The sequence below is a fragment of the Hymenobacter rigui genome (assembly GCF_003944715.1).
Taxonomy (GTDB): domain Bacteria; phylum Bacteroidota; class Bacteroidia; order Cytophagales; family Hymenobacteraceae; genus Hymenobacter; species Hymenobacter rigui.
Map to the genome: position 1 here is coordinate 348324 of NZ_RWIT01000001.1, position 24234 is coordinate 372557.

General features: G+C 59.4%; 18 protein-coding genes. 11 read left to right on the plus strand and 7 right to left on the minus strand.

Going from position 1 to position 24234, the window contains the following annotated elements:
• Window positions 1-66: 66 nt before the first annotated feature.
• Window positions 67-750, minus strand: a complete 684-nt coding sequence (gene msrA / locus EI291_RS01455) for a peptide-methionine (S)-S-oxide reductase MsrA (RefSeq protein ID WP_125417488.1) — start codon at window positions 748-750, stop codon at window positions 67-69.
• A gap of 142 nt (window positions 751-892) precedes the next feature.
• Between msrA and EI291_RS01460 the strand changes: the two genes are divergently transcribed.
• The 3 genes from EI291_RS01460 to EI291_RS01470 all read left to right on the plus strand — a co-directional run bounded on the left by EI291_RS01460 (window position 893) and on the right by EI291_RS01470 (window position 9366).
• Entirely contained in the window at window positions 893-3760 is a 2868-nt protein-coding gene (locus EI291_RS01460; RefSeq protein WP_240635330.1) for a BamA/TamA family outer membrane protein, read from the plus strand.
• 140 nt (window positions 3761-3900) lie between these two features.
• Entirely contained in the window at window positions 3901-6432 is a 2532-nt protein-coding gene (locus EI291_RS01465) for a TonB-dependent receptor plug domain-containing protein (RefSeq protein ID WP_125417490.1), read from the plus strand.
• A gap of 336 nt (window positions 6433-6768) precedes the next feature.
• Complete coding sequence (locus EI291_RS01470) at window positions 6769-9366, plus strand: TonB-dependent receptor (protein ID WP_125417491.1); 2598 nt, start codon at window positions 6769-6771, stop codon at window positions 9364-9366.
• Between the two features lie 16 nt (window positions 9367-9382).
• Here the strand turns inward: EI291_RS01470 and EI291_RS01475 are convergent, their stop codons facing one another.
• Window positions 9383-9820 (minus strand): META domain-containing protein, encoded by a 438-nt coding sequence (locus tag EI291_RS01475; RefSeq protein WP_125417492.1) that lies wholly within the window; start codon window positions 9818-9820, stop codon window positions 9383-9385.
• A 455-nt stretch (window positions 9821-10275) separates the two neighbouring features.
• Between EI291_RS01475 and EI291_RS01480 the strand changes: the two genes are divergently transcribed.
• From EI291_RS01480 to EI291_RS01490, 3 genes are all read left to right on the plus strand, one after another.
• Window positions 10276-10671: a hypothetical protein gene (locus EI291_RS01480; RefSeq protein ID WP_125417493.1), complete on the plus strand. Its 396-nt coding sequence runs from the start codon at window positions 10276-10278 to the stop codon at window positions 10669-10671.
• Between the two features lie 146 nt (window positions 10672-10817).
• A complete protein-coding gene (locus EI291_RS01485) occupies window positions 10818-11261 on the plus strand; it encodes a hypothetical protein (protein ID WP_125417494.1) in 444 nt (147 codons plus the stop codon).
• A 68-nt stretch (window positions 11262-11329) separates the two neighbouring features.
• Window positions 11330-11776, plus strand: coding sequence for a DUF2141 domain-containing protein (locus tag EI291_RS01490; RefSeq protein ID WP_125417495.1), 447 nt, complete (start codon window positions 11330-11332; stop codon window positions 11774-11776).
• 3 nt (window positions 11777-11779) lie between these two features.
• Here EI291_RS01490 and EI291_RS01495 read toward each other — a convergent pair whose 3' ends face one another.
• Window positions 11780-12262, minus strand: a complete 483-nt coding sequence (locus tag EI291_RS01495; RefSeq protein ID WP_125417496.1) for a YdeI/OmpD-associated family protein — start codon at window positions 12260-12262, stop codon at window positions 11780-11782.
• A gap of 85 nt (window positions 12263-12347) precedes the next feature.
• Between EI291_RS01495 and EI291_RS01500 the strand changes: the two genes are divergently transcribed.
• The 3 genes from EI291_RS01500 (at window position 12348) to EI291_RS01510 (ending at window position 16309) form a co-directional block, all read left to right on the plus strand.
• Window positions 12348-13049 (plus strand): DsbA family oxidoreductase, encoded by a 702-nt coding sequence (locus EI291_RS01500; protein ID WP_125417497.1) that lies wholly within the window; start codon window positions 12348-12350, stop codon window positions 13047-13049.
• Between the two features lie 110 nt (window positions 13050-13159).
• Window positions 13160-15592, plus strand: coding sequence for a carboxypeptidase-like regulatory domain-containing protein (locus tag EI291_RS01505; RefSeq protein ID WP_125417498.1), 2433 nt, complete (start codon window positions 13160-13162; stop codon window positions 15590-15592).
• Between the two features lie 114 nt (window positions 15593-15706).
• Window positions 15707-16309 carry a DUF4136 domain-containing protein gene (locus tag EI291_RS01510; RefSeq protein WP_125417499.1) on the plus strand — a complete coding sequence of 201 codons (603 nt, stop codon included), beginning with the start codon at window positions 15707-15709 and terminating at the stop codon, window positions 16307-16309.
• A 109-nt stretch (window positions 16310-16418) separates the two neighbouring features.
• Here EI291_RS01510 and EI291_RS01515 read toward each other — a convergent pair whose 3' ends face one another.
• Both EI291_RS01515 and EI291_RS01520 read right to left on the minus strand, forming a co-directional pair.
• Complete coding sequence (locus EI291_RS01515) at window positions 16419-18530, minus strand: glycoside hydrolase family 97 protein (RefSeq protein WP_125417500.1); 2112 nt, start codon at window positions 18528-18530, stop codon at window positions 16419-16421.
• A gap of 469 nt (window positions 18531-18999) precedes the next feature.
• A complete protein-coding gene (locus tag EI291_RS01520; protein ID WP_125417501.1) occupies window positions 19000-19296 on the minus strand; it encodes a hypothetical protein in 297 nt (98 codons plus the stop codon).
• Between the two features lie 631 nt (window positions 19297-19927).
• Here EI291_RS01520 and EI291_RS01525 point away from each other — a divergent pair.
• Both EI291_RS01525 and EI291_RS01530 read left to right on the plus strand, forming a co-directional pair.
• Window positions 19928-20506 (plus strand): hypothetical protein, encoded by a 579-nt coding sequence (locus EI291_RS01525; RefSeq protein ID WP_125417502.1) that lies wholly within the window; start codon window positions 19928-19930, stop codon window positions 20504-20506.
• A 248-nt stretch (window positions 20507-20754) separates the two neighbouring features.
• Window positions 20755-21423, plus strand: a complete 669-nt coding sequence (locus EI291_RS01530) for a GAF domain-containing protein (protein WP_125417503.1) — start codon at window positions 20755-20757, stop codon at window positions 21421-21423.
• Between the two features lie 168 nt (window positions 21424-21591).
• On the opposite strand, the gene EI291_RS23300 is transcribed toward EI291_RS01530, so the two are convergent.
• Both EI291_RS23300 and EI291_RS01540 read right to left on the minus strand, forming a co-directional pair.
• Entirely contained in the window at window positions 21592-22290 is a 699-nt protein-coding gene (locus EI291_RS23300) for a hypothetical protein (protein ID WP_125417504.1), read from the minus strand.
• A gap of 484 nt (window positions 22291-22774) precedes the next feature.
• Window positions 22775-24208, minus strand: a complete 1434-nt coding sequence (locus tag EI291_RS01540) for a HEPN domain-containing protein (RefSeq protein ID WP_125417505.1) — start codon at window positions 24206-24208, stop codon at window positions 22775-22777.
• Window positions 24209-24234: the final 26 nt, after the last annotated feature.

Genomic DNA, 24234 nt, shown 5'->3' on the forward strand with positions numbered 1-24234 from the left:
GCTACGCCTCTGCATGACGGTGGGGTGCCTGTGCTGACTGCTCAACCGGCCGCCCTGGTTTGGCGGTTACAGCGGCTTCCTGAGCAGCTGCGGAAACTTGTGGCGGAACTTCTCCACTTTCGGGGTGGATACGCTTTGCACGTACCCTTCGCCGGGGTGGAGGCGGAAGTAGCCCTGGTGGTAGCCCTCGGCCGGCCAGAACCTCTGGAACGGTACCACCTGCGTAACAATGGGGCTGCTGTACTGCTTGCTGGCATTCACGCGGCTGATGGCGTCCTCAATAATTTTCTTCTCGGAGGGGGTGCGGTAGAAGGCAATGGAGCGGTACTGGCGGCCGGCGTCGGGGCCCTGGCGGTTGAGGGTGGTCGGGTCGTGGGCGGCCCGGAAAAACACGTCCACCAGCGTGGCAAAGCTGATTTGCTTGGGGTCGTAGTAGATTTCCACCGACTCTGCGTGGCCGGTCTGGCCGCTGCCTACTTCCTCATAGGTGGGGTTGGCCTCTTTGCCGCCGCTGTAGCCCGATACCACGGCCTGCACGCCTTTCAGCTCCTCAAATATTTCCTCGGTGCACCAGAAGCAGCCCCCCGCGAAGGTGGCCGTAGCCAAGCCCTGCATATTGGTGGGAGCAGGGCCGGCGGTGGAGCGGGTGAGCGGGCCGGTTTGGGCCTGGGCCTCGGCGGGGCGGCGCTCCGAGCAGGAGGCCAGTAACAGAATCAGCAGGGCCGCAAGGCCGTTTTTCAGCAGGTTCATGGGAAGGGAAGTCGGGGTGATGCGAAACGGAAAAACCTACATACGCAGCAACCCGCCAACCGGACGCCCGGCTCCAAAGCCGCCTGTTTGGTTTCGGGCGGTGCAGGTAGTTTCTTCGGGTATCCCAACCGTGTGTATTCCCGTGAAATTCCCTCTGCGTACTCTGTGGCCGGCCCTGGGGCTGGCAGTGCTGCCCGCTGCGGCTTCGGCCCAAACCCTGCTGCCCGTAGAGCAGCAGGTGCCTGCTTCGGTGCGCTGGTACGAGGTGCGTACTCCGCACTTCCGGGTGGTGTACCCGGCGGGATTTGAGGAACGCGCCCGGCGCACGGCGGCCCGGCTGGAGCAGGTACACGAGCCGGCCGGGGCCTCCCTGGGGCTGGCCGGGCGGCCCATTACGGTGGTGCTGCAGGCCCGTAACACCATTGGCAATGGCTTTGTGACGCTGCTGCCGCGCCACTCTGAGTTTTACACCACCTTTCCCCAGGACCCCTTCCTGCCCGGCACGCTGGACTGGCTCGACCAGCTGACGGTGCACGAGTACCGCCACGTGGTGCAGTTTGATAAGGCCCACCAGGGTATTGGGCAGCTGGGGTATCTGCTGGGCGGCTACGGCGGGCTGGGCCTCACTACCTTGGGCGTGCCCGACTGGTTTGCCGAGGGCGACGCCGTGGGCACCGAAACCGCCCTGACCCGGAGCGGCCGGGGCCGAATTCCGAACTTCGATGCCTATTTCCGGGCCAACCTGCTGGCCGGCCGCCAGTACTCCTACGCCAAGGCCGTGGCCGGCTCCTTTCGGGATAATGTGCCTAACCACTACGTACTGGGCTACTTCCTGACCACCCGCCTCAAGCGCACGGCCCCGGAGCTCGGCGTGTGGGGCACGGTGCTGAACCGCTACTACCGCTTCCCGGTGTACCCGTTGTCCTTCTCCGATAAGCTGCGCCGCACCACCGGCCTGCGCACCGACGACCTGTACCGACAAACCGTGCGGGAGCTGGATAGCCTCTGGCGCGTGGAAGCCGCCAACCGCCCCCTCACGCCCGCTACCGAGCTGCCCGTGGCCGCGTCGGAAAAAGTCTTCACCGAGTATCAGCTCCCGCAGTACCTGGATGATAACACGGTGGTGGCCCTGAAAAGCGGCCTGGGCCACACGCCCCGGCTGGTAGCCTTGCGCCGGGGCCAGCCCGAGCGGGAGCTGCTGGTGCTGGGCCTGCACCACAACCCCGAGCAGCTGTCGGCGGGCGGGGGCAAGGTGGCGTGGCTGGAGTTTCGGTACAACGCGCGCTGGCAGCAGCAAGTGTACTCCGAGCTGCGGGTGCTGGACGTGGCTACCGGCCGCCTGAGCCGCCCCGGCCGCCGGACCCGCTATACCACCGCCGTGCTCAGCCCCGATGGCCGCCGCCTGCTGGCCGTGAGCACCGATTCCAGCTACCGGCACCGCCTGCACCTGCTGGATACCGAAACCGGCCGCGTATTGCGCACCTTCGATAATCCTCAAAACCAGCCTTACCTGCACCCGCGTTTTGCCCCCGATGGACGCACGGCCGCCGTGGTACGACTGGAAACAGAGGGGAAACGCCTGGAGCTGCTGGATACCGAGAACGGTCAGGCCCGCGTCGTGCTGCCCGCCGCCAACGACAATATCAGCCAGCCCCAGCCCGGCCCCGATTACGTACTGTTTACCTCGCCCCGCTCGGGGCAGGAGGAGGTGTACGCCGTGCGCCTCAGCACCGGGGAAATTCGGCAGGTAACCAGCCGCCCGGTGGGCAGCTACCATCCCGCCCTCAGCCCCGACGGCCAGCGGCTGGTCTTCCACGAAATCAGGGCGCAGGGCAGTCGGGTACTGGAAATGCCCCTGCAACCTCAGCAGTGGCTGCCGCCCACTGCCCCGGCCCCCAACCGCTACGCCGACGAGCTGACGGCCCGGGAGCCCGGCGCCCGCACTATGGGGCCCGTGCTGCCTCAGGATTCGGTGAGTGGGCCGGTGCTGGTGGCCCGGCGCTACCGCCGCCTGCCCCACGCGCCCAACCTGTACGGCTGGGGTTTGGTACAGAGCCCTTCCGGCAACGGCCTGAACTTAGGCATTCGGGCGCAGGACGTGCTCAGCACCACCCAGGCCATTGCCAGCGTGGGGTTTGATGGCGTGGAACGCACCGGCCGCGTATTTGCCGATGTCAGCTACCAGGGGCTGTGGCCGGTGCTGGATGTGGGCGTGGAACACGGCGGCCGCCGGGCCATCGGGAGCGTGCCAACGGGTGGGGCTGCTGAGAGAAACTGGCAGTACACCCGCCTGCAGGTGGGCAGCCGCCTGCCCTTGGTACTCACCCGCTCCCGCATGCTCACGTCTCTTTCGGTAGGGGCCTATTACCAGCTGGAGCAGACCCGTAACTACCCATTTACAACGCGCTACCTCAGCGAAGTGGGCAGCCGGCCGCTCCACGTACTGCTGGGTACCGTGAGTTTCGCCCGCACCCTGCGCCAGAGCTACCGCGACGTAGCCCCGCGCTGGGGCCAGAGTGTGGCGCTAACGTTGCGGGACACACCCTTCGGCAACGGCTTGGAGGCCCGGCAGGTAGCCGCGCAGGGCAGCTTGTTTCTGCCGGGCATCGGCTGGCACCACGCCCTGCGGCTGCGGGCCGGCTACCAGTACCAGCAGCAGCAGGAGTACCGGTTTGGGTCGGCCATCTTCTACCCGCGTAGCCTGCCCTACCTGAGTGCCAACCGCCTCACCTCCTACAGTGCCGAGTACCGCCTGCCCCTGGCCGATGTGCATTGGGAGTTGGGCCGGGTACTGTACATCCAGCGTCTGAAGGGCAACGCCTTTTATGATGGGGTACGGGCCGTATCGGGTGGGTTGCGCCGCAACTACTACTCCACCGGTTTCGATGTGTCGGCGGTGTTTAACCCGCTCCGGCTGCGCACCCCGTTGGAAGTAGGCCTGCGCACGGTGTACGACTCCTACTACCAGCGCTGGCAGCTGCAGCCGCTGGTGTTGAACGTGGGATTCTGATCCGCACTCTGCCGTTATTCTTCTGATTGGGCTATACTGAGAACCAATTGTAGTTTGTTTTTAAGAAAGGAAGATTACACGGCTGCGTGGCATTATAGTTGAGGCAAGGCCAAACCTCTGTTACCACTATTCTCTTTTCTATGACCAGACGAATCCGCCCATTAGTTGCAACAACCGTAAGCTCCGTAGTATTGGTCCTGGGAGGAGTAGCGGCTGGTTTCCGACCGGCGCTGCCTGATCCGCAGCAGCTGGTTGCGCAACTGCGGCGCTTTTACGCCGAAACCCAGCCCGAGGTCAGTTACCTGCACCTGAATCAGGAGGCTTACGCGGCTGGCGAAACGCTCTGGTTTAAAGCATACGTGGTGGATGCCCGCGCCCACCAGCCCGATACTCTGAGCCGCGTGCTCTACGTGGATGTGGTAACGCCTGCCCGCACCGTGGCTTTTCGCCGTACGCTGCCCCTCCGCCAGGGGCTGGCCGAGGGAGATATTGTGCTGCCGGATACGTTAAGCACTGGTATTTATACTATTCGGGCGTACACTAACTGGATGCGTAACTGGCCGGAAGGACTGTTTTTTACCCGCCGTATACCGGTGTGGCAAGCGGTGCCGCCAGCCGAAGGTGCCGCGCCGGTTTCCGGCATGCGGCGGGCCGCTCTGGCCCGGCAGGCCAGTCGAGTTGTAATGGCTGCCGCCCAACCTGATGTACAGTTCTTTCCCGAAGGTGGTAATTATGTGCAGGGCACCGCCTCGGTGGTAGGAGTAAAGGCCGTGGCCGGCAGCGGACAGGGGCTGGCCTTAAGTGGCACTGTGCTCGACGATGAAAATCACCCCGTGCTGCAGTTCCGGACTCCTGCTCTGGGGATGACCTCCTTCACGTTTACACCCCAGCCCGGGCGCCGCTACCAGGCCCGCGTGACCTTACCCGATGGCTCCGAGGCCCTGTATCCGTTGCCGGCTGCCCAGCCTAGTGGCTGGCTTCTGACTGTGCGCGAGTTAAGCTCTCACTATCTGGTAGTAGTGCGCCGGCCGGGGGCAGTGGCTACCGAGCCGCTGCAGCTGGTGGCGCATGTGCGGGGTACACCCGTGTACCTGGGCACGGGTGAGCTGCAGCCAGGAGATACTTTTTCAGCAAGGATTCCTAAAGACCGGCTGCCGGCCGGGCTGGTGCATATCACCCTGTTCGATGGGCAAAGTGTGGCCCAGGCCGAGCGGCTGGTTTGCGCCCCGTTACCAGCTACTCCAACTGCCCAGCTTCGGGCCGATAAAGCGGCCTACAGCCTGCGCCAACCCGTTACCCTGGAGGTAACGGTGCGCAACGCCCAGGGCCAGCCGGTGGCTGCTGAGGCCTCCGTAACGGTGGTAACGGAAACCGGCCTGCCTCCCCAGGGCCGCCAGGAAACCAACGTGCAGGCGCATCTGCTACTGACTTCGGAGTTGCGCGGCTACGTGGAAAACCCTGCCTGGTACTTCCGCGACGCCTCCCCCGAAACCCGCCGCGCCCTTGATAATCTGTTGCTCACCCAGGGTTGGAGCCGGTTTAGCTGGCAGCAGGTACTGGCACCAACTCCCCTTGCGGCAACCTTCGAGTACCCTTTGGAGCGCACCCTTGCCCTGGGTGGACAGCTGGTGCGCGGTGGGGGGCGGCCCGTGCCTAAAGGTCAGCTTACCCTGCTGCAGAAGGGTGTTGCCAGCGTTGAGCAGCTGACGGCCAATGAGCAGGGGTACTTTCTGCTGACTGGCTTCCCCGGCACCGATACGGCCCGCGTAGTGGTGCAGGCTCTCACGCCTAAAGGGGGGAGCAATGTGCTGCTGCGGCTCTGGGACCGGTGGCCGGTACCTGGTGCCACCGCCTGGCAGCCGCGCCCCCCGTTGGTTGCCGTGGCCGAAAACGAGAGCATATTGGCCACTTATGGGCAGCAAAGCCGGCGCCAGCAGGTGCTGGAGCGCCGCTACCGGCCCGATACTACCAGCGGCATTGTGCTGCGCAATGTTAAGATACAGGGGCAGCGCCCGACCGAGCCCGACCCCCGGTCTCTGCACGGCACCGCCTCCAGCGTAGTGCGCACCCGCGACATTCCCGGGGCCAATGCGTTCAGCAATATTTTTGAGCTGATCCGGGGCCGGGTACCAGGGGTGCAGGTTATAGGCAGCGCCCTGCACTACTCCGTCCGGATCCGGGGCCTGACGTCCATCAGTATGTCATCGGAGCCGCTGTATCTGCTGGATGGTGTACCCCTGGATGCTGATGCACTCCTGAGCGTGCCGGTGCAGGATGTGGAGCGGGTTGAAGTACTAAAGGGAGCCGAAGCCGCCGTGTACGGCTCCCGGGGCAGCAATGGGGCCGTAGCCGTATTCACTAAGCGCGGCCCTGATGCCGCTTCCCGGTCGGCCTTACCCAATATAGCCGCCCGCCATATGCCGGCGTACTACCGGGCGCGGGAGTTCTACGCGCCCCGCTACGAAACGGCCTCTCCGGCCTCCCGCCCCGACCCCCGCCTGACGACTCTGTACTGGCAGCCGCAACTCCACATACCCGCTTCGGGGCAAGCCCGAATTACCTTTTACACGGCCGATGCAGCGGGAGTATTTCTGGCCCAGCTGGAAGGCATAGCCGCCGATGGGGAGCCGGTAAGTGCCCAGGCCCGCGTGGTGGTAGAGCCCGGCCGGTAACAGGTTTGGCCTGCTATTGATCGGCCACATACACCAGCAGTAGCCCGGGATGCCTGGCTTCTTTGAGGAATAGCTGCCGGGCCCGATAGTATATGGCGTGATGCTAGGCTCCTTCTGCAAGTAGCGCAGTTTCTGGTTTTGGCTGCCACAGGTAGCGTAGGTCCTCTACCTGTCGTTGCGCCTACCACTTCACGGATTTCGATGTATCGGCGGTGTTCAATTTCAATCTGCTTCGGCTGCAGCTGCCAGCGCTGGTAGGCGTGCGCACGGTGTACGACTCCCACCAGCGCTGGCAGCTGCAGCCGCTAGTGACGTTATATTTTTTAGATAAAAAATTTGCGTAATAATAAAGCCACGGTGTATTTATACATTTTAAAAGATTATTTATTCAATTCATTGAAAGTTATGCATAGGAGTATTCGGAAAATGTGGGTTTTATGCGGAGTAGTCGCACTAATCGGTGGCACGGTTGCCTTTACTACGGCCTTACCTGATCCGCAACAAGCATTGCAGCAAGTACGGCGCTTCTATGCCGAAGTACAGCCTGAAGTAAGTTATCTGCACTTAAACCAGGAGGCGTATGCTGCCGGAGAAACGCTGTGGTTTAAGGCCTATGTGGTGGGCGCTGAAACTCATCAGCTAGATACTTTGAGCAAGGTGTTGTATGTGGATGTCATTAGTCCTCAACGTACCGTGGCATTCTGCCGCACATTACACTTGAATGAAGGCCTGGCTGAAGGAGATATTGTATTGCCTGATACACTAAGCACCGGCATTTACACAATCCGGGCATACACCTCCTGGATGCGTAACTGGCCCGAAGAGCTGTTTTTTACCCGTCGGGTACCGGTTTGGCAGGCAGTGCCGCCCGCTGCTGGCATGGCGCATGCATCAGCATCACGGCAGGCGGCGCTGGCCCGGCAAACAAGCCGGGCCGTATCGGCCGCCGCCCTTCCTGATGTGCAATTTTTTCCTGAAGGAGGTAACTATGTGCAGGGAGCACACACAATAGTAGGGGTGAAAGCCGTAGCTGCCAGTGGGCAGGGATTGGCTCTCCAAGGCACGGTATACGACGATACTGATCAGGCAGTAGTGGAGTTCAAAACTCCTGCTTTAGGTATGAGTTCGTTTGCCTTCACGCCGCAGCCCGGGCGCCGGTATCAGGCCCGGGTTACGCTACCAGATGGTACGGAGGCTAGTTATCCGCTTCCGGACGTCCAGGCAAGTGGCTGGCTCCTAACCGTGCGCGACTTTGGCAACCGGTACATAGTGTATGTACGTCGGCCTGGTGCGGCTGGGCAAGAGCCACTGCAAGTAGTGGCCCACGTGCGCGGTACCCCGGTGTATGCTGGCGCCGGAACAATTGCGCCCGGTGAAACCTTCTCCGCCACAATACCAAAGGAGCGGTTGCCAGCCGGCCTGGTACATGTAAGTGTACTTGATGGCCAAAACGCAGCCCAGGCCGAGCGACTGGTATTTTCTTCATCGGCTCCCGAGTCTACTGCCCTGCTGCAGCCGGATAAGTCTGCATATGATGTCCATCAACCGGTTACGCTGGAGGTAGCCGTACAGAATGCGCAAGGGCAGCCTACGGCTGCTGAACTGTCGCTGGCGGTGGCATCTGAGACTGGCTTACCCATGAAGGGACGGCAGGAAACCACCATACAGGCACACCTGCTGCTAACCTCCGAGCTACGCGGATATGTAGAAAACCCGGCGTGGTATTTCCAGGGCAAGAGCCCGGAAAAAGAGAAGGCTCTCGATGATTTGCTACTCACCCAGGGATGGAGCCGCTTTGTATGGCGGGAAATTTTGGGTGCGGTGCCAGTTACCAGTACGTTTGATTATCCGTTGGAACAGACCTTGTCGTTGGGCGGTCAATTGGTCCGGAGCAATGGTAAGCCAGTGCCCAATGGCCAGCTTACGGTATTGCAAAAAGGAGTGAACGATGTGGGGGAATTCACGGCCGATGCACAGGGGAATTTCCTGCTGCTGGGCTTCCCAGGTGTTGATTCGGCCCGCGTGCTGCTGCAAGCCCGCACATCCAGAGGCGGGAATAATGTTCTGTTACGCTTGTGGGACCGGTGGCCGGTGCCCGGTGCAGCAGCGTGGCAGCCACGCCCTCCATTGATGGACTCCCCCGAAACTATGAGCAGCCTTGTAGCTTATGGTCAGCGAAGCCGGCGCCAACAAGTATTGGAAAAGCAATTCCGACCCGATACCACCAGTGGTATCGTCTTGCGAAATGTGACCATTCGGGCCCAGCGCCCGGCATCTGATCCTCGCTCTTTACACGCTACTGCCTCTGCTGTGTTGCGTCCGCAAAGTATTCCCGGGGCCAATGTACTCAGCAATATTTTTGAATTAATCCGGGGCCGGGTTGCTGGAGTTGAGGTACTTGGTGATGGGCAAACGTATTCGGTGAGAATTCGAGGAATGGCCTCCACCTCACATCGTACTTCGCCTATGTATCTGCTGGATGGGATGCCGCTTGATTCAGCAGCTATGGTGAACGTACCCATTCAGGACGTAGACCGGGTTGAGGTATTGAAGGGCGCAACGGCGGCTATTTACGGGATGCGCGGGCAGAATGGTGTAATAGCCGTATTTACCCGAATACCTGGTGCTGGCGCATCCGCCTCTAATGTGCCCACGCCGCCCAGTATGGCGTCTCGTCGCTTGCCGGCGTACTACCGTGCCCGGGAGTTCTATGCCCCACGGTACGAATTACCAGCTAGCACGAATCGCCCGGATCCACGCCTGACAACGTTGTATTGGCAACCTACTCTGCATGTACCCGCATCTGGTAAAGCCCGTGTTACCTTCTATACTGCAGATGCCGCCGGGGCGTTTGTTGCGCGTTTAGAGGGCATTACACACGATGGGCAACCAGTGCAGGCCCGGACCAATATAACCGTGTCAAGCAACCATTAGCATACCAGTGCGCGGTTTACTCGGCCGCGTTGAATACCAGCCGGGGCTCAGCGTGAGTGGCATCGTAGAGAGCTAACTGCCGATTCTCAATGGTGTAGCGCGTAATACCGGGCAGTAGCTGGAGGTAGCGGGTTTCCTGGCTTTGGCTGCCGCAGGTGGCATACGTACTTCCCTGGGCACTGAATGTAAGCTGAGCCGTGCTACCTGCAAGGGTATACTTGCCGCCGTACTGGTTGCAGAAGGCACGGCCCCGGCTGGTACCCTCCACGGAGCTCAGGGTGAGGTCGGTGGCGGTGCTACCGGCCGGCAGCTGCAACTGTTGGCCCTCCAGCTCCGTCAGCACCCACCGCTGATCCAGCAGATACACCGGAGCCGGTACGGGCTCATTGCCCTTAGTGCAGCCACCTAGCAGGGCCGCCGCAAACAGAAACGAAGAGTAATAAAGGGCTTTCATAATGCCGGGAACGGGGGAGGAAGACAGGAAACCGTATGCCAGGGAGGCAGTGCGGTGCAGAATGGTTGCAACCTTTGTGCCTATGTCTGTTCTGCCAGTCGGTATTGGCCGGAAAGCAGGAGCCGGCTTATCCTGCGCTGGGTATTTTCCGCGCACTTACTTTATCATTCGTCTCCGGTCCGGCTTGGTCCAGGCTGCCGGGGCCTGGGTACGCACCGTGCCGGCCGCAGCTTGGACCAGAGATGGATGTGTATGATTTTTTGCTGCTTTACTAGGTATAATTCTCAGAGGCGTAGTATCTTTCATTTCGCGTTGTGCCAGCTACACGCAGGCGTAGAAATGGACAGTGTATAACGTTTTGTTAACGGCTCATTCGGGATGCAACGTCTCCCGGCTCCGGTCCGATCCAGCTTCTTTAGCTGTTCTCTATTCTCACTTTACTAAGGCCGGTACCGGTGCAGTGCATTTTATTTGATAAGCCATTTCTGCTCCTGACGTATGACTCCGTCAACCAATGGCTGCATGTGCAGTGGCGCGGCCACCTGACGCTGGCTCTGGTGCAGGAAGGCTCGGAAAAAGTGCTGGAGCTGGTGCGAGCCCACCGCTACCAGCGCCTGCTCAACGACAACACGCAGGTAACTATTCTCGACCTCACGGAGGAAGAGCAACGGGGCTATCAGATCCTGCATCTGCTGTTCGAGGCCGGCCTGCACTACCTGGCTTGGGTGTACGCGCCGGTGCCCCAGGGCCGCTCCTATGCCGACAACTCAGTGGCCGGAGCCAGATGGCCGCTCATTCTGACCTTCGAAGAGTATGCCCCGGCTGCCGAGTGGCTGCGGCAGATGCCCTGACGCACCCGGCCGAGCCGGAGCCCTGGTTGGCCGGCTGCACTACCCGGTTGACCGAAGCCGGATTTCCTCTCGTGGCAGGGCCGCGTACATCCGGTCAGGCGGGCAGCCAGTTGCCGGCCGGTTATGCCCTCCGGGTACCCAATATCATGTCTGAATTACGGCTCCATACTGAAGCGTGCGGTGAGCTGCTGTTATTACCCCATATCCCGTGCCTGCTGATTCGGTGGCATGGTTTCGCCAACAGCGAAAACCTCCGGCGGCTGCTGGATAAAGGCCTGGCCCTCTACCAGGCCCACGCCCCTCACTACCCGTGCCTGGGCTGGGTGGCCGATACCCGCCGGTTTGGAGCCATGCTCCCCGTCGACCAGCAATGGCTTCTGAGCAGCTGGAACCCGCGCGCTTACGCGGCCGGCATTCGCCACCTCCTGTTTCTCGCGTCCGAAAACATCTTTGGCCAGATTGCGCTGCAGCAATACATGCACGCGACAAATACCGATGCTACCGGCCTGCGGGCCATGTACGCGCCTTCGCTGGAGGGTGCCGGCCAACAGGTGCAGGCTGCCCGGTGGCAACTGGCCGACCGGGTATAGCGCCGGGGCTGAATGTTTTTTAGCGGGCCGCTGTTGGCGGAACATCGTTCCACCGCTTACCTTCTGCCATGCAAGCACTCCGCCACCTCTGCCTGACAACGGGCTGCGCCCTGGGACTTTTACTGCCCGCCACGGCCTCGGCCAATAATACCACTTCCATTACCGTTGTGGTGTCGGCCCTGGCATCTACCAACTCCGCCGTAAAGCTGTACTTCTATAATGTGCGGGAGAAGTTCCTGACGAAGGGTGGCTATGCCTTCATGAAGGTGGTAAAGCCCGGTGGCCAGCGGCAGGTGAGCCTGCCGGTGGATCTGCCCCCCGGCGACTGGGCCGTGGCCATTACCCAGGACGTGAACAACAACGACCGGTTGGATAAAAACCTGATGGGCATTCCGACGGAGCCTTTTGCCTTTTCCAATAACGTACGCCCCCGCTTTGCCCCGCCCGCATTTGATGAGTGCAAATTCACGGTGGGTGGACCCGCCCGGGTAGTCAGCATTGTGCTGACGAAGTAACGCTTACGCTTTCCGGAACGGGTGCCCGCCCCGGGCCAGGCGCTCCGTAATTTCCACGGCCCGGCGGGCCCGGGTTTCCGGCTGCTTGCCAGTGCTGATGTGCTGGGCCACGGCCCGCCGCATACTGCCCGAAAGCTGCTCGAACCGGGCGCCGGCTTCGGGCCAGGCCTCCAGCGCCTCTGCCAGTTCCTCCGGCACTTCTACCCGGTCGGGCTCCGGGTCAGGAGCCAGCGCCACGCTTACCCGCTGACCCAGTTGAATTCCGATGGTGTGGCATAAATCCTTGTTTACCATGATGTAGCGGCCCCCGCCCGTGAGCGGCAGCAGGCCCAGCCGCACCGGGTAGCCATTGAGGGTTCCCGTTACCCGCCGGGTGGCTTTGCCGCCCAGCGCCGCCAGCACCAGCGGCGGCACCACCACAACCTGGGTGGGCATAAAGCTGGGGCCGCCCGATTCCAGCGTGGCTTCGAAGGTGTGCAGGTGCATAGGGGAGGAGAATGGTCGGATGCAAAACTTTTTGCCGCCCGATGGGCTTATGGCATTTCAACTTCGCACCAACGTAATACGCGTCATGAAAATAGAAATCTGGTCGGATATTCTGTGTCCGTTCTGCTACATCGGAAAGCGCCGCCTGGAAAAAGCCCTGGCTTCCTTTGACCATGCCGGGGAGGTGGAAATCCAGTGGCGCAGCTTTGAGCTGGATCCGCAGGCCAACCCTACCCCCGGCGAAAACCAGTATGCCCGCCTGGCTCATAAATATGGACAGAGCGAAGACTGGGCCCGGCAAATGAGCGCCAATATGACGCAGATGGCCGGTGAAGAGGGCCTGGCGTTCAATTTCGATACGGTAGTGCCGGCCAACTCTCTGCGGGCGCACCGGCTGGTGCACCTGGCCGCGCGCCACGGCCGACAGGATGCCGCCAAGGAACGCCTGTTCAAAGCGTATCTGGAGCAGGGGCTCGATATCAACGATGTGCCTACTCTCACGCAATTGGCGGCTGAGCTGCAGCTGCCCGCTGCCGAGGTGGAGCAGCTGCTGGCTTCCAATCAGCTGGAGCAAGAGGTGCGCTACGATGAATATCAGGCTCAGCAAATTGGCGTGCGCGGCGTGCCGTACTTCGTGTTCGAGGATAAGTATGCCGTATCAGGGGCTCAGCCCACGGAGCTGTTTCTGGAAGTGCTGGAGAAAGTATGGGCCGAAGGCCGTCCGCAGCCCGTGCAGTTGGCTGGGGCCGATGGAGCCTCCTGCGGCCTGGATGGCGGTGCCTGCTAGAAAGTACGCCTGGATAGCATAACCTGCTACGCCGGGCAGCCCAACCACCCGGTGCTACCCCAAAACCAGTTATACTTACAGGTATCGTTTCCCTGTACGTATCCTCTGTCATGCTATTTCGCGGTCCACTATCAATTCTCTATGTAGCCGGGGTGCTGACCGGCGCAGTAGCCCCGGTAATTTCTTTCTCGGCCCTGGGCCAGGCAACTTCCGCTAGCCCGGGGCTGGGGGCTGAAAAGGCGTATTTGCACCTGAACCAGGAGGCCTATACAGCTGGCGAAACGCTGTGGTTCACGGCATACGTACTGCCGGCCGGTAGTCCAAGTCAGGTAATGTATGTGGATGTGGTAGCCCCCGACGGGCAGCTGCTGGCGCACCGCATACTGGATGTGCACGCGGGCAGTGCCCCCGGTGATGTACCGCTGCCCACCAGTCTGGCCCCGGGGCGTTACCTCATTCGGGCCTATACTGCCCAAATGCGCAATGTGCCGGCCAGCCTGTTCACGCGTACTTTTCTGGTGCAGTCTGCGGAAAGGAAGGCACCTGCGGCCGGGCCTGTCAGTGCCGTAAGGTTTTTTCCGGAGGGCGGGGCATTGGTAAACGGACTAAGCAGCGTGGTAGCCTTTACGGCGACTGATGCAGCTGGTCGGGGTCAGGCCGTGAACGGAGTAGTGCAGGACGACCAGGGTAAGGAAGTGGCCAAACTGGTGGGAGCGGCTGCCGGGGTGGGCCGTTTCGAGTTTGTGCCGGTGCCAGGCCACCAGTATGAAGCCCGCATCCGGCGTGCCCCCGAGCAACCCGTTAGCGTATATGCGCTGCCGGCTGCGCAACCAGCCGGGATAACCATGCACGTGCAGGATGCCAGTGGCGACTATGTAGTAACGGTGCGCCGCCGGTCCTTACAGCCGCAGGCCCCTCCCGAGCCAATAATTCTGGCTGCGCAGGGGCAGGGACGGGTAGTGGCATCACAGCAGGGGCAGCTCCAGGATGTTATGGTGTTCCGGGTAACCAAAAAGCAGCTTCCCGCCGGCCTGATACGGCTGGTGGTGCTGGATGCGCAGCAAACACCCCGCAGTGAGCGGCTGGTTTTGAACGGGGCCACCGCGGGCAAACTGAGTGTGGGGGTGACGCCTGCCAAAAACCCGTATGCCCCAGCCGAGCGGCCGACGCTGAAGCTCCAGGTACTGAATGCGGCCGGACAGCCGGTAGCCGGGCGGTTCTCAGTGGCCGTGAGCAAAGCCGAACCGGCTGCTGCCGCCACTCCCGATATCTACTCCTACCTAACGCTTACCTCCGAAATAGGAGGGCCAGTGGCCGCCTCCGACGTATTTAAAGCAGCAAACAACGTTTCCGGGCAGGTGCTGGATGACTGGCTGCTCACGCAGAGCTGGCGCGGAGGGGGCGAGCCAGTAAACACCTCGTTTGCGCCGGAGCGTGGCCTGACGCTGGGAGGCAAAGTAACCAACGACCGGCAGGAGCCGGTGGCCGGTGTGCCGGTGGTCATCACGCGTCCCACTACCCAGAAAACCGAGCAGGTTCTGACGGATGCGCAGGGCCACTTTGCCTTCACTGGCTTTTCCGCCCAGGATACGGTGCCCGTACGCGTGGAAGCATTACCAATAAAAGGCTTGAAACGGCCACGTATTCTGCTGGATGCTGATGCGGCCTCAGTGGCTCCGCTGACAGAAGCTGAAGCGCAATTGCCACTGGGTGCTGCCTCCGACGTGTCCGGTACCGGCACTACCGATGCTGGCACCGGTAGTGCCGGAGGGCGCCGTGGCATTGAGCTGCGCAACGTGGTAGTGGAAGCCAACGGCCGCCCCGCCCTCAAACCCGACCCCCGTCGTATTTACACCCGTGCCGACGCCGTTATTCAGGTGCAGAATATTGTGGGTATTAGTGCTTACCGGGATGTAATACAGGTGTTGCAGGGCCGGGTGCCGGGTGTAACGGTGATATCCAATCAGGGCTTTCTGCAGGTAATTATGCGGGGTAATAGCTCCTCCTCCATGGAGCAGTTCCGGCTGGCCCCAGCCACCGCAACCCGCGGAGCGCGGGTACCCGCACCGTCGGCTTCCGAAAGCCCGGTAGACAACATGGGACGTAAAAGCCCGTTGCTGCTACTGGATGGTGTATCCACCGATATCAACATGATCAATTCAGTTCCTGTTAATGAAATTGAAACGATTGAAGTACTGAAACCAGCCACGGCAGCTATTTTCGGGGATAGGGCCGGTGGGGGAGCTATTGCCTTCCTGACCAAGCGCGGCAATCCCAACTACGACCCCACCCGCAAGGCCCCTGTGCTGCCGCCCCTGTATGCACCGCCTCGTTATGCCCGCCTCCGGGCTTTCCAGCCATCTGCTGCTTCCGATGCCCTGTACTGGAACCCGGTGGTACAAACCAACGAAGCCGGTACGGCCACCCTTACGCTGGATAAGGTTACGGCCGTGGGTAGCTACATCATAACAGTGCAAGGCATATCGGTAACCGGCGAGGTTGGCAGCGGCACGGCCGAGCTGCAGGTAGTCGGCCCTAAATAAGTCGGCCGTTAGTCCCGGATTGCGGGCTACATAATTCCGGCAGCTGGGTAACTTTCTGAAAATGGCCAAGGTATAGAAAGGATACACTGTTGTCCTTTCCATACCCTGTACCTCATGAAAACTACCCTGGCTTCTTCTTTTTTGCTGCTGATACTGCTGCTGACTGGCTGCTCGTCGCCGGTGGCTGTTCAGCAGAAACCCGGTACCGATTTCAATCAGTACCGCACGTACGACTGGGCTAAAACCGAAGTAAAATCGGCTGACTCCAAGAACCCCATTTATCAAAGTACCCTCAATGATGAGCAGATTCAGAGTGCCATCAATAGCGAGCTGGGCAAACGGGGCATCCGGCAGGTGCAGGGCAATGCCAAGCCCGATCTGTATCTGACATATCACCTCTACATTGAAGAAGCGGAGCGGACGGTGGCCAACCCGCCGGCACCGGGCTTTGCGTATCCGTATGCCTTCTCTTACCGGGGCTCCTACCTGCCCATCAACTACCGCTACTGGTATACCACACCCTACTACAACACCGGCTACCGTACCGAAACGTACCAGGAAGGCACCATGATTCTGGATATGGTAGATGCCCGCACAAACAACCTGGTATGGCGGGGCTCCATGGCGGATGCGGTGAATAATCCGGCCCGCTTGGGCGAAGAGTTTGCCAAGTCGGCCAAGGATATCCTGGACAAATTCCCGGTAGAGAAACAATAGCACTGGGTTGTCGGAACGCCACACGGGGCCGCCACGCACTATGCGTAGCGGCCCCGTGTGGCGTTCCGGCGAAATACGTTTTCTGCTTTTTCGAGCGAATACAGCGTGGTTACCGGGCTACGGGCTTGAGGCTGATGGCTGCTCCGCCCCCGGCCGCCAGCTGCAGCTTCAGCACCGATTTGCTGTTGACCTTCTGCTTGCGGATCTGGTAGGCCATGGGGTTTTTATCCCAGCTGGCCCCTTTGCCGTCGGTGTACACGGTGGCCTCATATTGCTGGCCAGCGGGCAGAAAATCCAGCTTTACAGTCTGCTGGCGTGCCTGCTCATCGGTAATGGCACCTACGTACCAGTCCTGCGTGCCTTTGGCCTGGCGGGCAATGGTGATGTAGTCGCCGGGCTCAGCGGCCAGAATGCGCGTATCGTCCCAATCCACGGCCACATCCTTGATGAACTGGAAGGCGTCGGCGTGTTTCTCGTAAGCCTCGGGCAGGTCGGCGGCCATTTGTACGGGGCTGTACATCGTCACGTACAAAGCCAGCTGCTTTACCAGAGTGGTATGAACTTGCCGGCCTTTGTTCTGGGCGGGGTTCCAGGGCTCCAGCTGAATCTGGAAGATGCCGGGCGTGTAGTCCATTGGGCCGCCCATCAGACGGGTGAAGGGCAGAATGGTTTCGTGCTCGGGCGGGTTGCCGGTGCTCCAGGCGTTAAACTCGTTGCCCCGCGCCGCCTCCGAGGCCAGCCAGTTGGGGTACGTGCGGTGCAGCCCCGTGGGCCGTACGGATTCGTGCATGTCCACCATCAGCTGATGCTGACCGGTGAGGGCGGCGGTGCGGTTGTAGTGGTTCACCATCCACTGGCCGTCGTGGTGCTCCCCGCGCGGAATGATGCGGCCCACGTAGCCGGTTTTTACGGCGTCGTAGCTGTGCTCCTTCATGAAGCGGTAGGCGGCTTCCTGGCGCCGCTCGTAGTTGGTAACGGAGCTGCTGGTTTCGTGATGCATCATCAGTTTCACGCCTTTGCTGGCGGCGTACTGCTGCAGCTCCGTCACGTTGAAATCGGGGTAGGGCGTCACGAAGTCGAACACCTCTTCTTTCCAGTTATTGGCCCAGTCTTCCCAGCCTACGTTCCAGCCTTCCACCAGCACGCTCTGCAGCCCGTTTCTGGCGGCGAAATCAATGTAGCGCTTCACGTTGGCGGTGTTGGCACCGTGGCGGCCATTGGGGCGTAGCTTGCTCCAGTTGGTGCCGGCCAGCTTGATGTTGCTGGTATCGGCGTAGTTCCAGCTGGCGCGGTTTACGTGCATCTCCCACCACACGCCCACAAATTTCTGGGGCTTAATCCAGTCGGTGGAGGTTAGCTGGGTAGGCTCGTTGAGGTTCAGAATCAGCTTGCTGGCCAGTACCTCGGGGGCTTTGTCGCTCACCACCACGGTGCGCCAGGGCGTGTGCTCCGGGGCCTGCAGGTAGGCCGCCGCGCCGGTTGCGCCCGGCACCAGGTGGCTGCGGAGCCCGAAGCCTTTGGTATCCACGTCCAGCATCATGGCCGGGTAGTTCACCAGCGCGGCCTCATGAATGTTCACGTACAGCCCGTCATCCGACTTCAGCATCAGCGGCGTTTGCACGCGGGTGGGGTCGGCCTTGAGCTGGATGGGCTCGATGGGCGTGGTATTCACCTCGCTCAGGCGGGTGGTGCTGTAGGTGTACTCGTTGGAGTCGTAGTCGCCCGGAATCCAGAAGGCTTTGTGGTTGGCGGGCAGGTTGAACTCAGTAGCCTCCTGCTGTACCACAAAGTAGGTGAGGCCGGGCTGTTGCGGCACTTCGTACCGGAAGCCGATGCCATCATCAAATACCCGGAACACCACATCCAGCAAGCGGCCGGGGGCGGCCGTCTGGCGCAGGTGCACGGTGAGCTGGCGGTAGTGGTTGCGGATGTTTTTCTGCTCGCCCCATACCGGTTGCCAGGTATCGTCGTGGGTCAGGGAGTCAATGCGGGTAATCTGGAAGCCCTGGTTCAGGCCGGGCTGGTTTTGCAGCAGCAGCCCCATGCGGCTGGGCTTTAGCACCTGTTTTTTGCCCAGGCTCAACTGGTAGGTGGGCTCACCGGCGGGGCTGAGCTGAAATTGCAGGGCAAGCGTATGGCCGGGCGAGTAAATAGTTTGGGCCAGAGCGGGAATACCGGGACTGGCTGCCAGCAGCAGGGCTATCTGGCAGGCACGTTTCATGCGCAGCATCAGAGAAAGGAAAGAGTAAAAGCGAAGCAAAGTCGCAAAATAACCCCGGACGCTGCAGGAGGCTACCGGCTTTTCGTCCCGCACAGTGCCCCGCCAGCCCGCCATCCGAGTAGGTTTGCACGCTGCTTCCGGCGTAGTTAGCCCGCTTTTCGGTATAGTACCGACCTACGCCGGGCCTCCCGGGAGCCCGTGACCCCGCATGATTCTACGGTTGACATCAGCAAGGACCGGATACGAAGCAAGAACAGGTGCCGAGACAGGGAATATATAGCAGGGCAAGGGGTGCGCGAGGCATAGCAGCAGGAAACGGCACTCGTGGCGTACCCAAGTCAGAATCCCGGCAATCTACGTGTAAGCCAAAGCTGATTTCCTGTCACGCGTCAATCAGTTGTGCGCAAAAAAAGGCAGTTCACTGAAAAGTGAACTGCCTTTACAGGAAAGGAGAGTGAGCGGGCTCTGACTAATACGTTGAGCCGTTGGAAGTCTTCATTTTCTTCTTGTCACGCTTCTCCATGGCTTTGTTCTTGCGCTGCTCACGCGTCATGGTGGGCGAGGTGTTAGGCGTCATGGTAGCCCGGTCGCTGGCGGGTTGGGTATTGCTGGCTGGCAGCGTACCCAGTGAGCCTTGTGGCTGAGCCGGTGGAGCCGACTGCGGGCTGACACTGCCGTTTACCGTGGGCGTGCTCTGGGTGGTTTGGGCTGAAGCAGCGGATATGCCGAGCAACAGGGCAACGGCGGAGGCAAAGAAGATTTTCATGGCGTTGGTTGAGTACGGAAAGGATGAATTTGATGTCCGTATATACGCCGGCTGAGGGGGGGAGTTGGTGAAGCAGTTAGAAAGCCAAAATTCTACAACACCACGCTTGAGCTTACGTTCGGGCCATATTTCTACTACTGTACAGCTTCCGGCGGAGCGGTTGAAACGCATGGATACCAACCGCCGGAAAGGCGTTGCGCTGCCGGCTGACTTGTCATCGGGATGGTGTAGGAGAGTTACTTGGCATGCCATTCATACCAGTTGACAACCATTCTGGGCTGCCTGATAACCGGCCGTAGCCTTTACCCCGCGCTTATTGTGCCGTGGCACTCGTAGCCGGCGGTTCTGTGAATGCGGGAGCCTATGCTGGCGCGTAGTGATAAGCTGAATCCCTGCAACCTGCCGGTCGGGGCCGGAACAGCTGACGGCCAGGCCGGGGTCGGCTGATGCGCCTGATTCACATGTATATGCGGTTGTGCCGGGGCGGTGGAATGGTGAACTTGGTCCTGCTGCTGCTCCCCGGTTTCAGGCAAGGCGCCGTGCCGACAACAGGTGAGAAAGGCGGCACCACGTCAGTGTATTTCACCCCCGGCTTTCTGCTTTGCGCAGAAAGTCACCTTTCGCTATGAACATGAACGCCAAAGCTGTTGCCCTGTTTTCCAAAATTCAACTGGTCGGCGCCATCAACCCGGCCGCCTGGGATGCCTTGATTCCGCATTCCCACTTTGTTTTCACCGATGCCCACGTAAACCTGCTGGCGGCCGACCTGGTACGCCAGATCAGCACCCAGCTCGCCGACACCGGCCTGCGGGAGCGGACGTTTGGCGTGTCGCAGCAGATGGCCCGCTCGGCGGCATCGGCTCTGGCCGCTAGCTGGGAGCCCGGCGACGAGCTGTGCCCACCCTGGCGCTGGCCTTTCCCGCACCCCCACGGCCTGGAATGGCTGGGGCAGCTGGATCAGGTGCTCAAACCGCAGCCGGACCCCTGGAAAACCCTGCCTGCCGCCGAGCAGGTGCAGCTGGCCTACCAGCTCACGCAGGTAGCTTCCCTGACCAGCGAAGCCGGCTTCAGTCAGGAGCTGCTGCACCTGGCAGCTGGTGTGGCTGCTGCCGCCAGCCGCACGATGCTGGATGAGTTTGAGCGGTGCGGCACCAAACCCCGCCCAAAATTCCCGAAGAAGGCACCGAACCAGATTCCGCAGCTGGTATAGTCCTGCTGTGCTGCCGCGTGAATGCCGGCAGCTTGCCGACCCGCTGCAACGGGCCGACAACCATAACGCCCCCGGCCGACTGGTCGGGGGCGTTATGGTGAAGGGGCAGGTAAGAAACGGGGCAGACCCGTGTACCGCTGCCATCCGAATCCGGCTTTTAGCAGGGCTGCTGTCCGGAAGTGGGAGCCAGCCTCGTATGTTTGTGTAGTATACTATGCCATCCCTTCCCACCGTGTTTTTCCCGTCATATGAATCCTGATGACCCCGGCCGCCTGGCAGCCCTCGACTCATATGATATCCTGTATTCGGCGCGGGAGAAGCTGTTTGATGATGTAGTGGAACTGGCTTCCTACATTTTTAGCGTGCCGGTAGCGCGTATTGCCTTTGTGCAGCCGCAGGCCGTGTGGCACAAAGCCAGCGCGGGCATGGAGCCCCAGGAGGTGCTGGCCCCCGAGCAAAGCCTCTGCCCCCGGGCCATTGTGGCCCCCGAGCCGGTGCTGGTGTACCCCGACCTGGAAGCCACGCCCGACCAAAGTACCCCGGCCATGCGGGCGCGGAACCTGCGGTTTTATGCCGGGGCTCCGTTGCAAACTTCCCAGGGCCATTGCCTGGGTACGCTGTGCCTGGCCGGCTACGAGGCCCGGCAGTTTACGGTGGCCGAGCAGGGCCTGCTGCGGCAGCTGGCCGCGTTGGTGATGCAGGCGCTGGAAGCCCGCCGCCACCTCCGAACCGCGCAAACGCCCACGGCCTGGGAGAAGCTACGCCGGGAAGCCGAAGAAATCCTGCACAACCAGATGGCCATGGTGCGCTACCTCAAAGCCCGCGGGGCCGGCCAAGTACCCGTGCCCGAAACGCTGCTAACCCCCATCGGCAAACAGCTGGCGGAAGTAGCCCAGGTGCTGACCGTAGCAGGCTAATGCTGGAAAGCCAAAAGACTAGTTCCCCTCCTTGGAAAGGAGGGGCTAGGGGTGGTTGACAAGCGTTGAACGGTTTTTAGAAATAGATTCTAGTCATCGTTCTGGCATCTATCAACCACCCCTAGCCCCTCCTTTCCAAGGAGGGGAACTAGTTTTTAGTCTGTAGCCCTAGCTGGACGTGGGGATGGGGGAGAGGACTGGTTTACCGGGGCGCTGGGCGGTGTTGATGGTTTGGCGGGCCGACTGGTAGGCGGTGTAGAAGCGGGGCTCGGGGCGCTGGTAGCGCACCAGATACTTATCGAGGCGGTTGCGGAGCAGGGCCACGGCGGCGCGCAGGTCGGCGGCGAGGACCTGGGTGTGGGCTTTGCCGTCGGCGGAGGCGAGGCGGGGGGCCGACTGGCCGGCCTGGAAGGCGGTGAGGGCGGCGGCCAGCTCGGTGAGCTCCTGCTGCGTGACGCCCTGGTTCTGGAGGGCGGCGAAGTGGGCGGTGGCCTGCTCGTGGAGGTTTTTACTGATGCGGGCCAGGTCGTTGTCGGGGGCGCGGCGGAGCTGGCGCTCGGTGTAGTCGGCGTCGGTGTGGAGGCGGATGTCCTGCTGCTCGTCGGCGTGGGCGAGCAGGGCGGCGGCTACTTCGGCGGCGCGCTGGGCCAGGTGCTCCTTGGTGGCCTTCTTCACGGCCCCGGCGCTGCGGGGGGCGGCGGCGCTTTGCTGGGTGTCGGCGGTGGGGTCCAGTTCCTGGACCAGGGCGGCCAGCTCGGCGCGGGCCGTGCCCAGGGCTTTGTTGGCGGCATAGACCTCGGCATACTGGTCGAGGACGGCGAGGGTGGCCTGCATCATAGTGAGGCGGGCGCGTTGTTTATCGGTCATAAGAGCATAAGTGTTAAGTACCTCCAAAAGATAGGCGGTGGCGGGCAGCATCCGCTAAGCTGGACCGTACTTTATTTCGGTAGGGGTGGCAACGGCCGCTGCCGGCGTGGCAAGCGCCCCTGCCCTGGTGGCAACGCCCGCTGCCCACGTGACAAGCGCCTCTGACCACGTGGCAAGACCTGCTGCCCTCGTGACAAAGCCCGCTGACGAGGTGGCAACGCCTGCTGCCCTCGTGACAAGAGCCGCTGACCAGGTGACAACGCCCACTGGCGGGGTGACAAGCCCTTCTGACCGGATGACAAGGGACAGTGGCGGAGGCGCAACGTCCTCCGCCCGCCGAAACTTCAGCCCCTTTCTGGCGCGAGCTTGTAGTGCGTGCCTGCCCTTGACGTGAGGCGGTGCCTCACCCGATAGGTCCAGATGGCACAACCCCAGTCTGCCTCTGACAATGAGGTACAACCTCATTGTCAGAGGCAGGCACGAGCTACACTTTCACGCCAGCCGGGGAATTATTCTCTGGCTCTTTGGCACCTATTTCTATTGCAAAAGAATCTTCAACAGATCTGCCAATTTCAAAGCCTATGGCTAGATAATCTAATTTCTTTTTCCAGTCTTTAAAGTCATTGTAATTTTTGATTTTTGCTTGTTTCTGATAATTTAATAGTATTAAAATTATGATTCTGCATACTGTTTTTATTTCCTTTATATAATCATAAGGAATAGATTTTCCTGCATGAACATATTTGCTTCTTGCTGCATAAAGTTTGGATATCATGGTTTTGTTTTCATTATAATTTTCTTTGTTATAAATACTTAATAGTACAGAAACTCTTTCTGAAATTGCTTTTGTTATAGTATTTGCGTCTCCGAAGACTAAATCTAGGGCTATTATAAAATGCAAAAAACCTTCATCATATCTTTGTTCATCAATATATCTATAGCCTTTTGCGATAAATTTTGCAAATGATTTTATGGTTTGATGAATTTCAGATTCATTGAAATTTTCAAAATCATAAAATTTTTTCAACTCTTCTTTTATTATTTTTAATATTTTTGACGCATCAGGATATATAGATATGGTGAGTGATCCTATATTTTCAGGAACTACAAATCCATATACTTTATTATTAAATCGTATATCCGAATATATTGTTACTGATTGAGAGCCAAGCCTCTCTCTAAATACTTTACTCGGCATATCTGGTAAACCTAAAGCAATTTGCAGATTTTGTTGTTCGTTAAAATCGTTCCAGAAATCTTCAAATAAACTGTGTGACAAGTGTTCAAAATATATGAGTGATCTATCTATTAGGCTGTGATTGTTAATGTATTTTCCATGTATAAATAAAAATTGATGCCAGTTGATAATGTTAACATCAAATATTTTTCTTTTTACAGAAAGTCTATTTGTGAACTTATTTTTATTAATTTCATAAAAATCCGAGCCAGCTTTTTTGCATTTATACGCAAGTTCGTTGCTGTTAAGTATTCCAATTAAAAAGTCGCCAAATTCAAACTCTTTTGGCATTTCGCCGTGTATGGGAGGCATTATAAAATATTGAGATACTTTTACGGGTTGAATTAGATTTATTAAATCGTTAAGTGAATCAACCGGATTTTCTAATCTATTTGGGTGACTTGTGTATATGTATAATATAGTTGTTATTATTTTATTATTCGCTACATGTTTTTTGTTGATTAACTCTTTTTCTATTTTTGTAAATAGTGAATCAATATTGTCTTTATAATTTGATGAATACCAAATACTGTATTTTGGAATGCGGTCTAATTTGCCTGTGTTATGCTCTCCAATCCCTCCCTCAAATGCTATTAGTTCTTCCTGCTGCTCATTAGTGGACTTTGTAAATGACAGTGACTTTAATGGATCTTTGAAGTAGTCAATGTTAGGAATGCTCATTACGTGCGCAGATTGTGTTTAGAAAT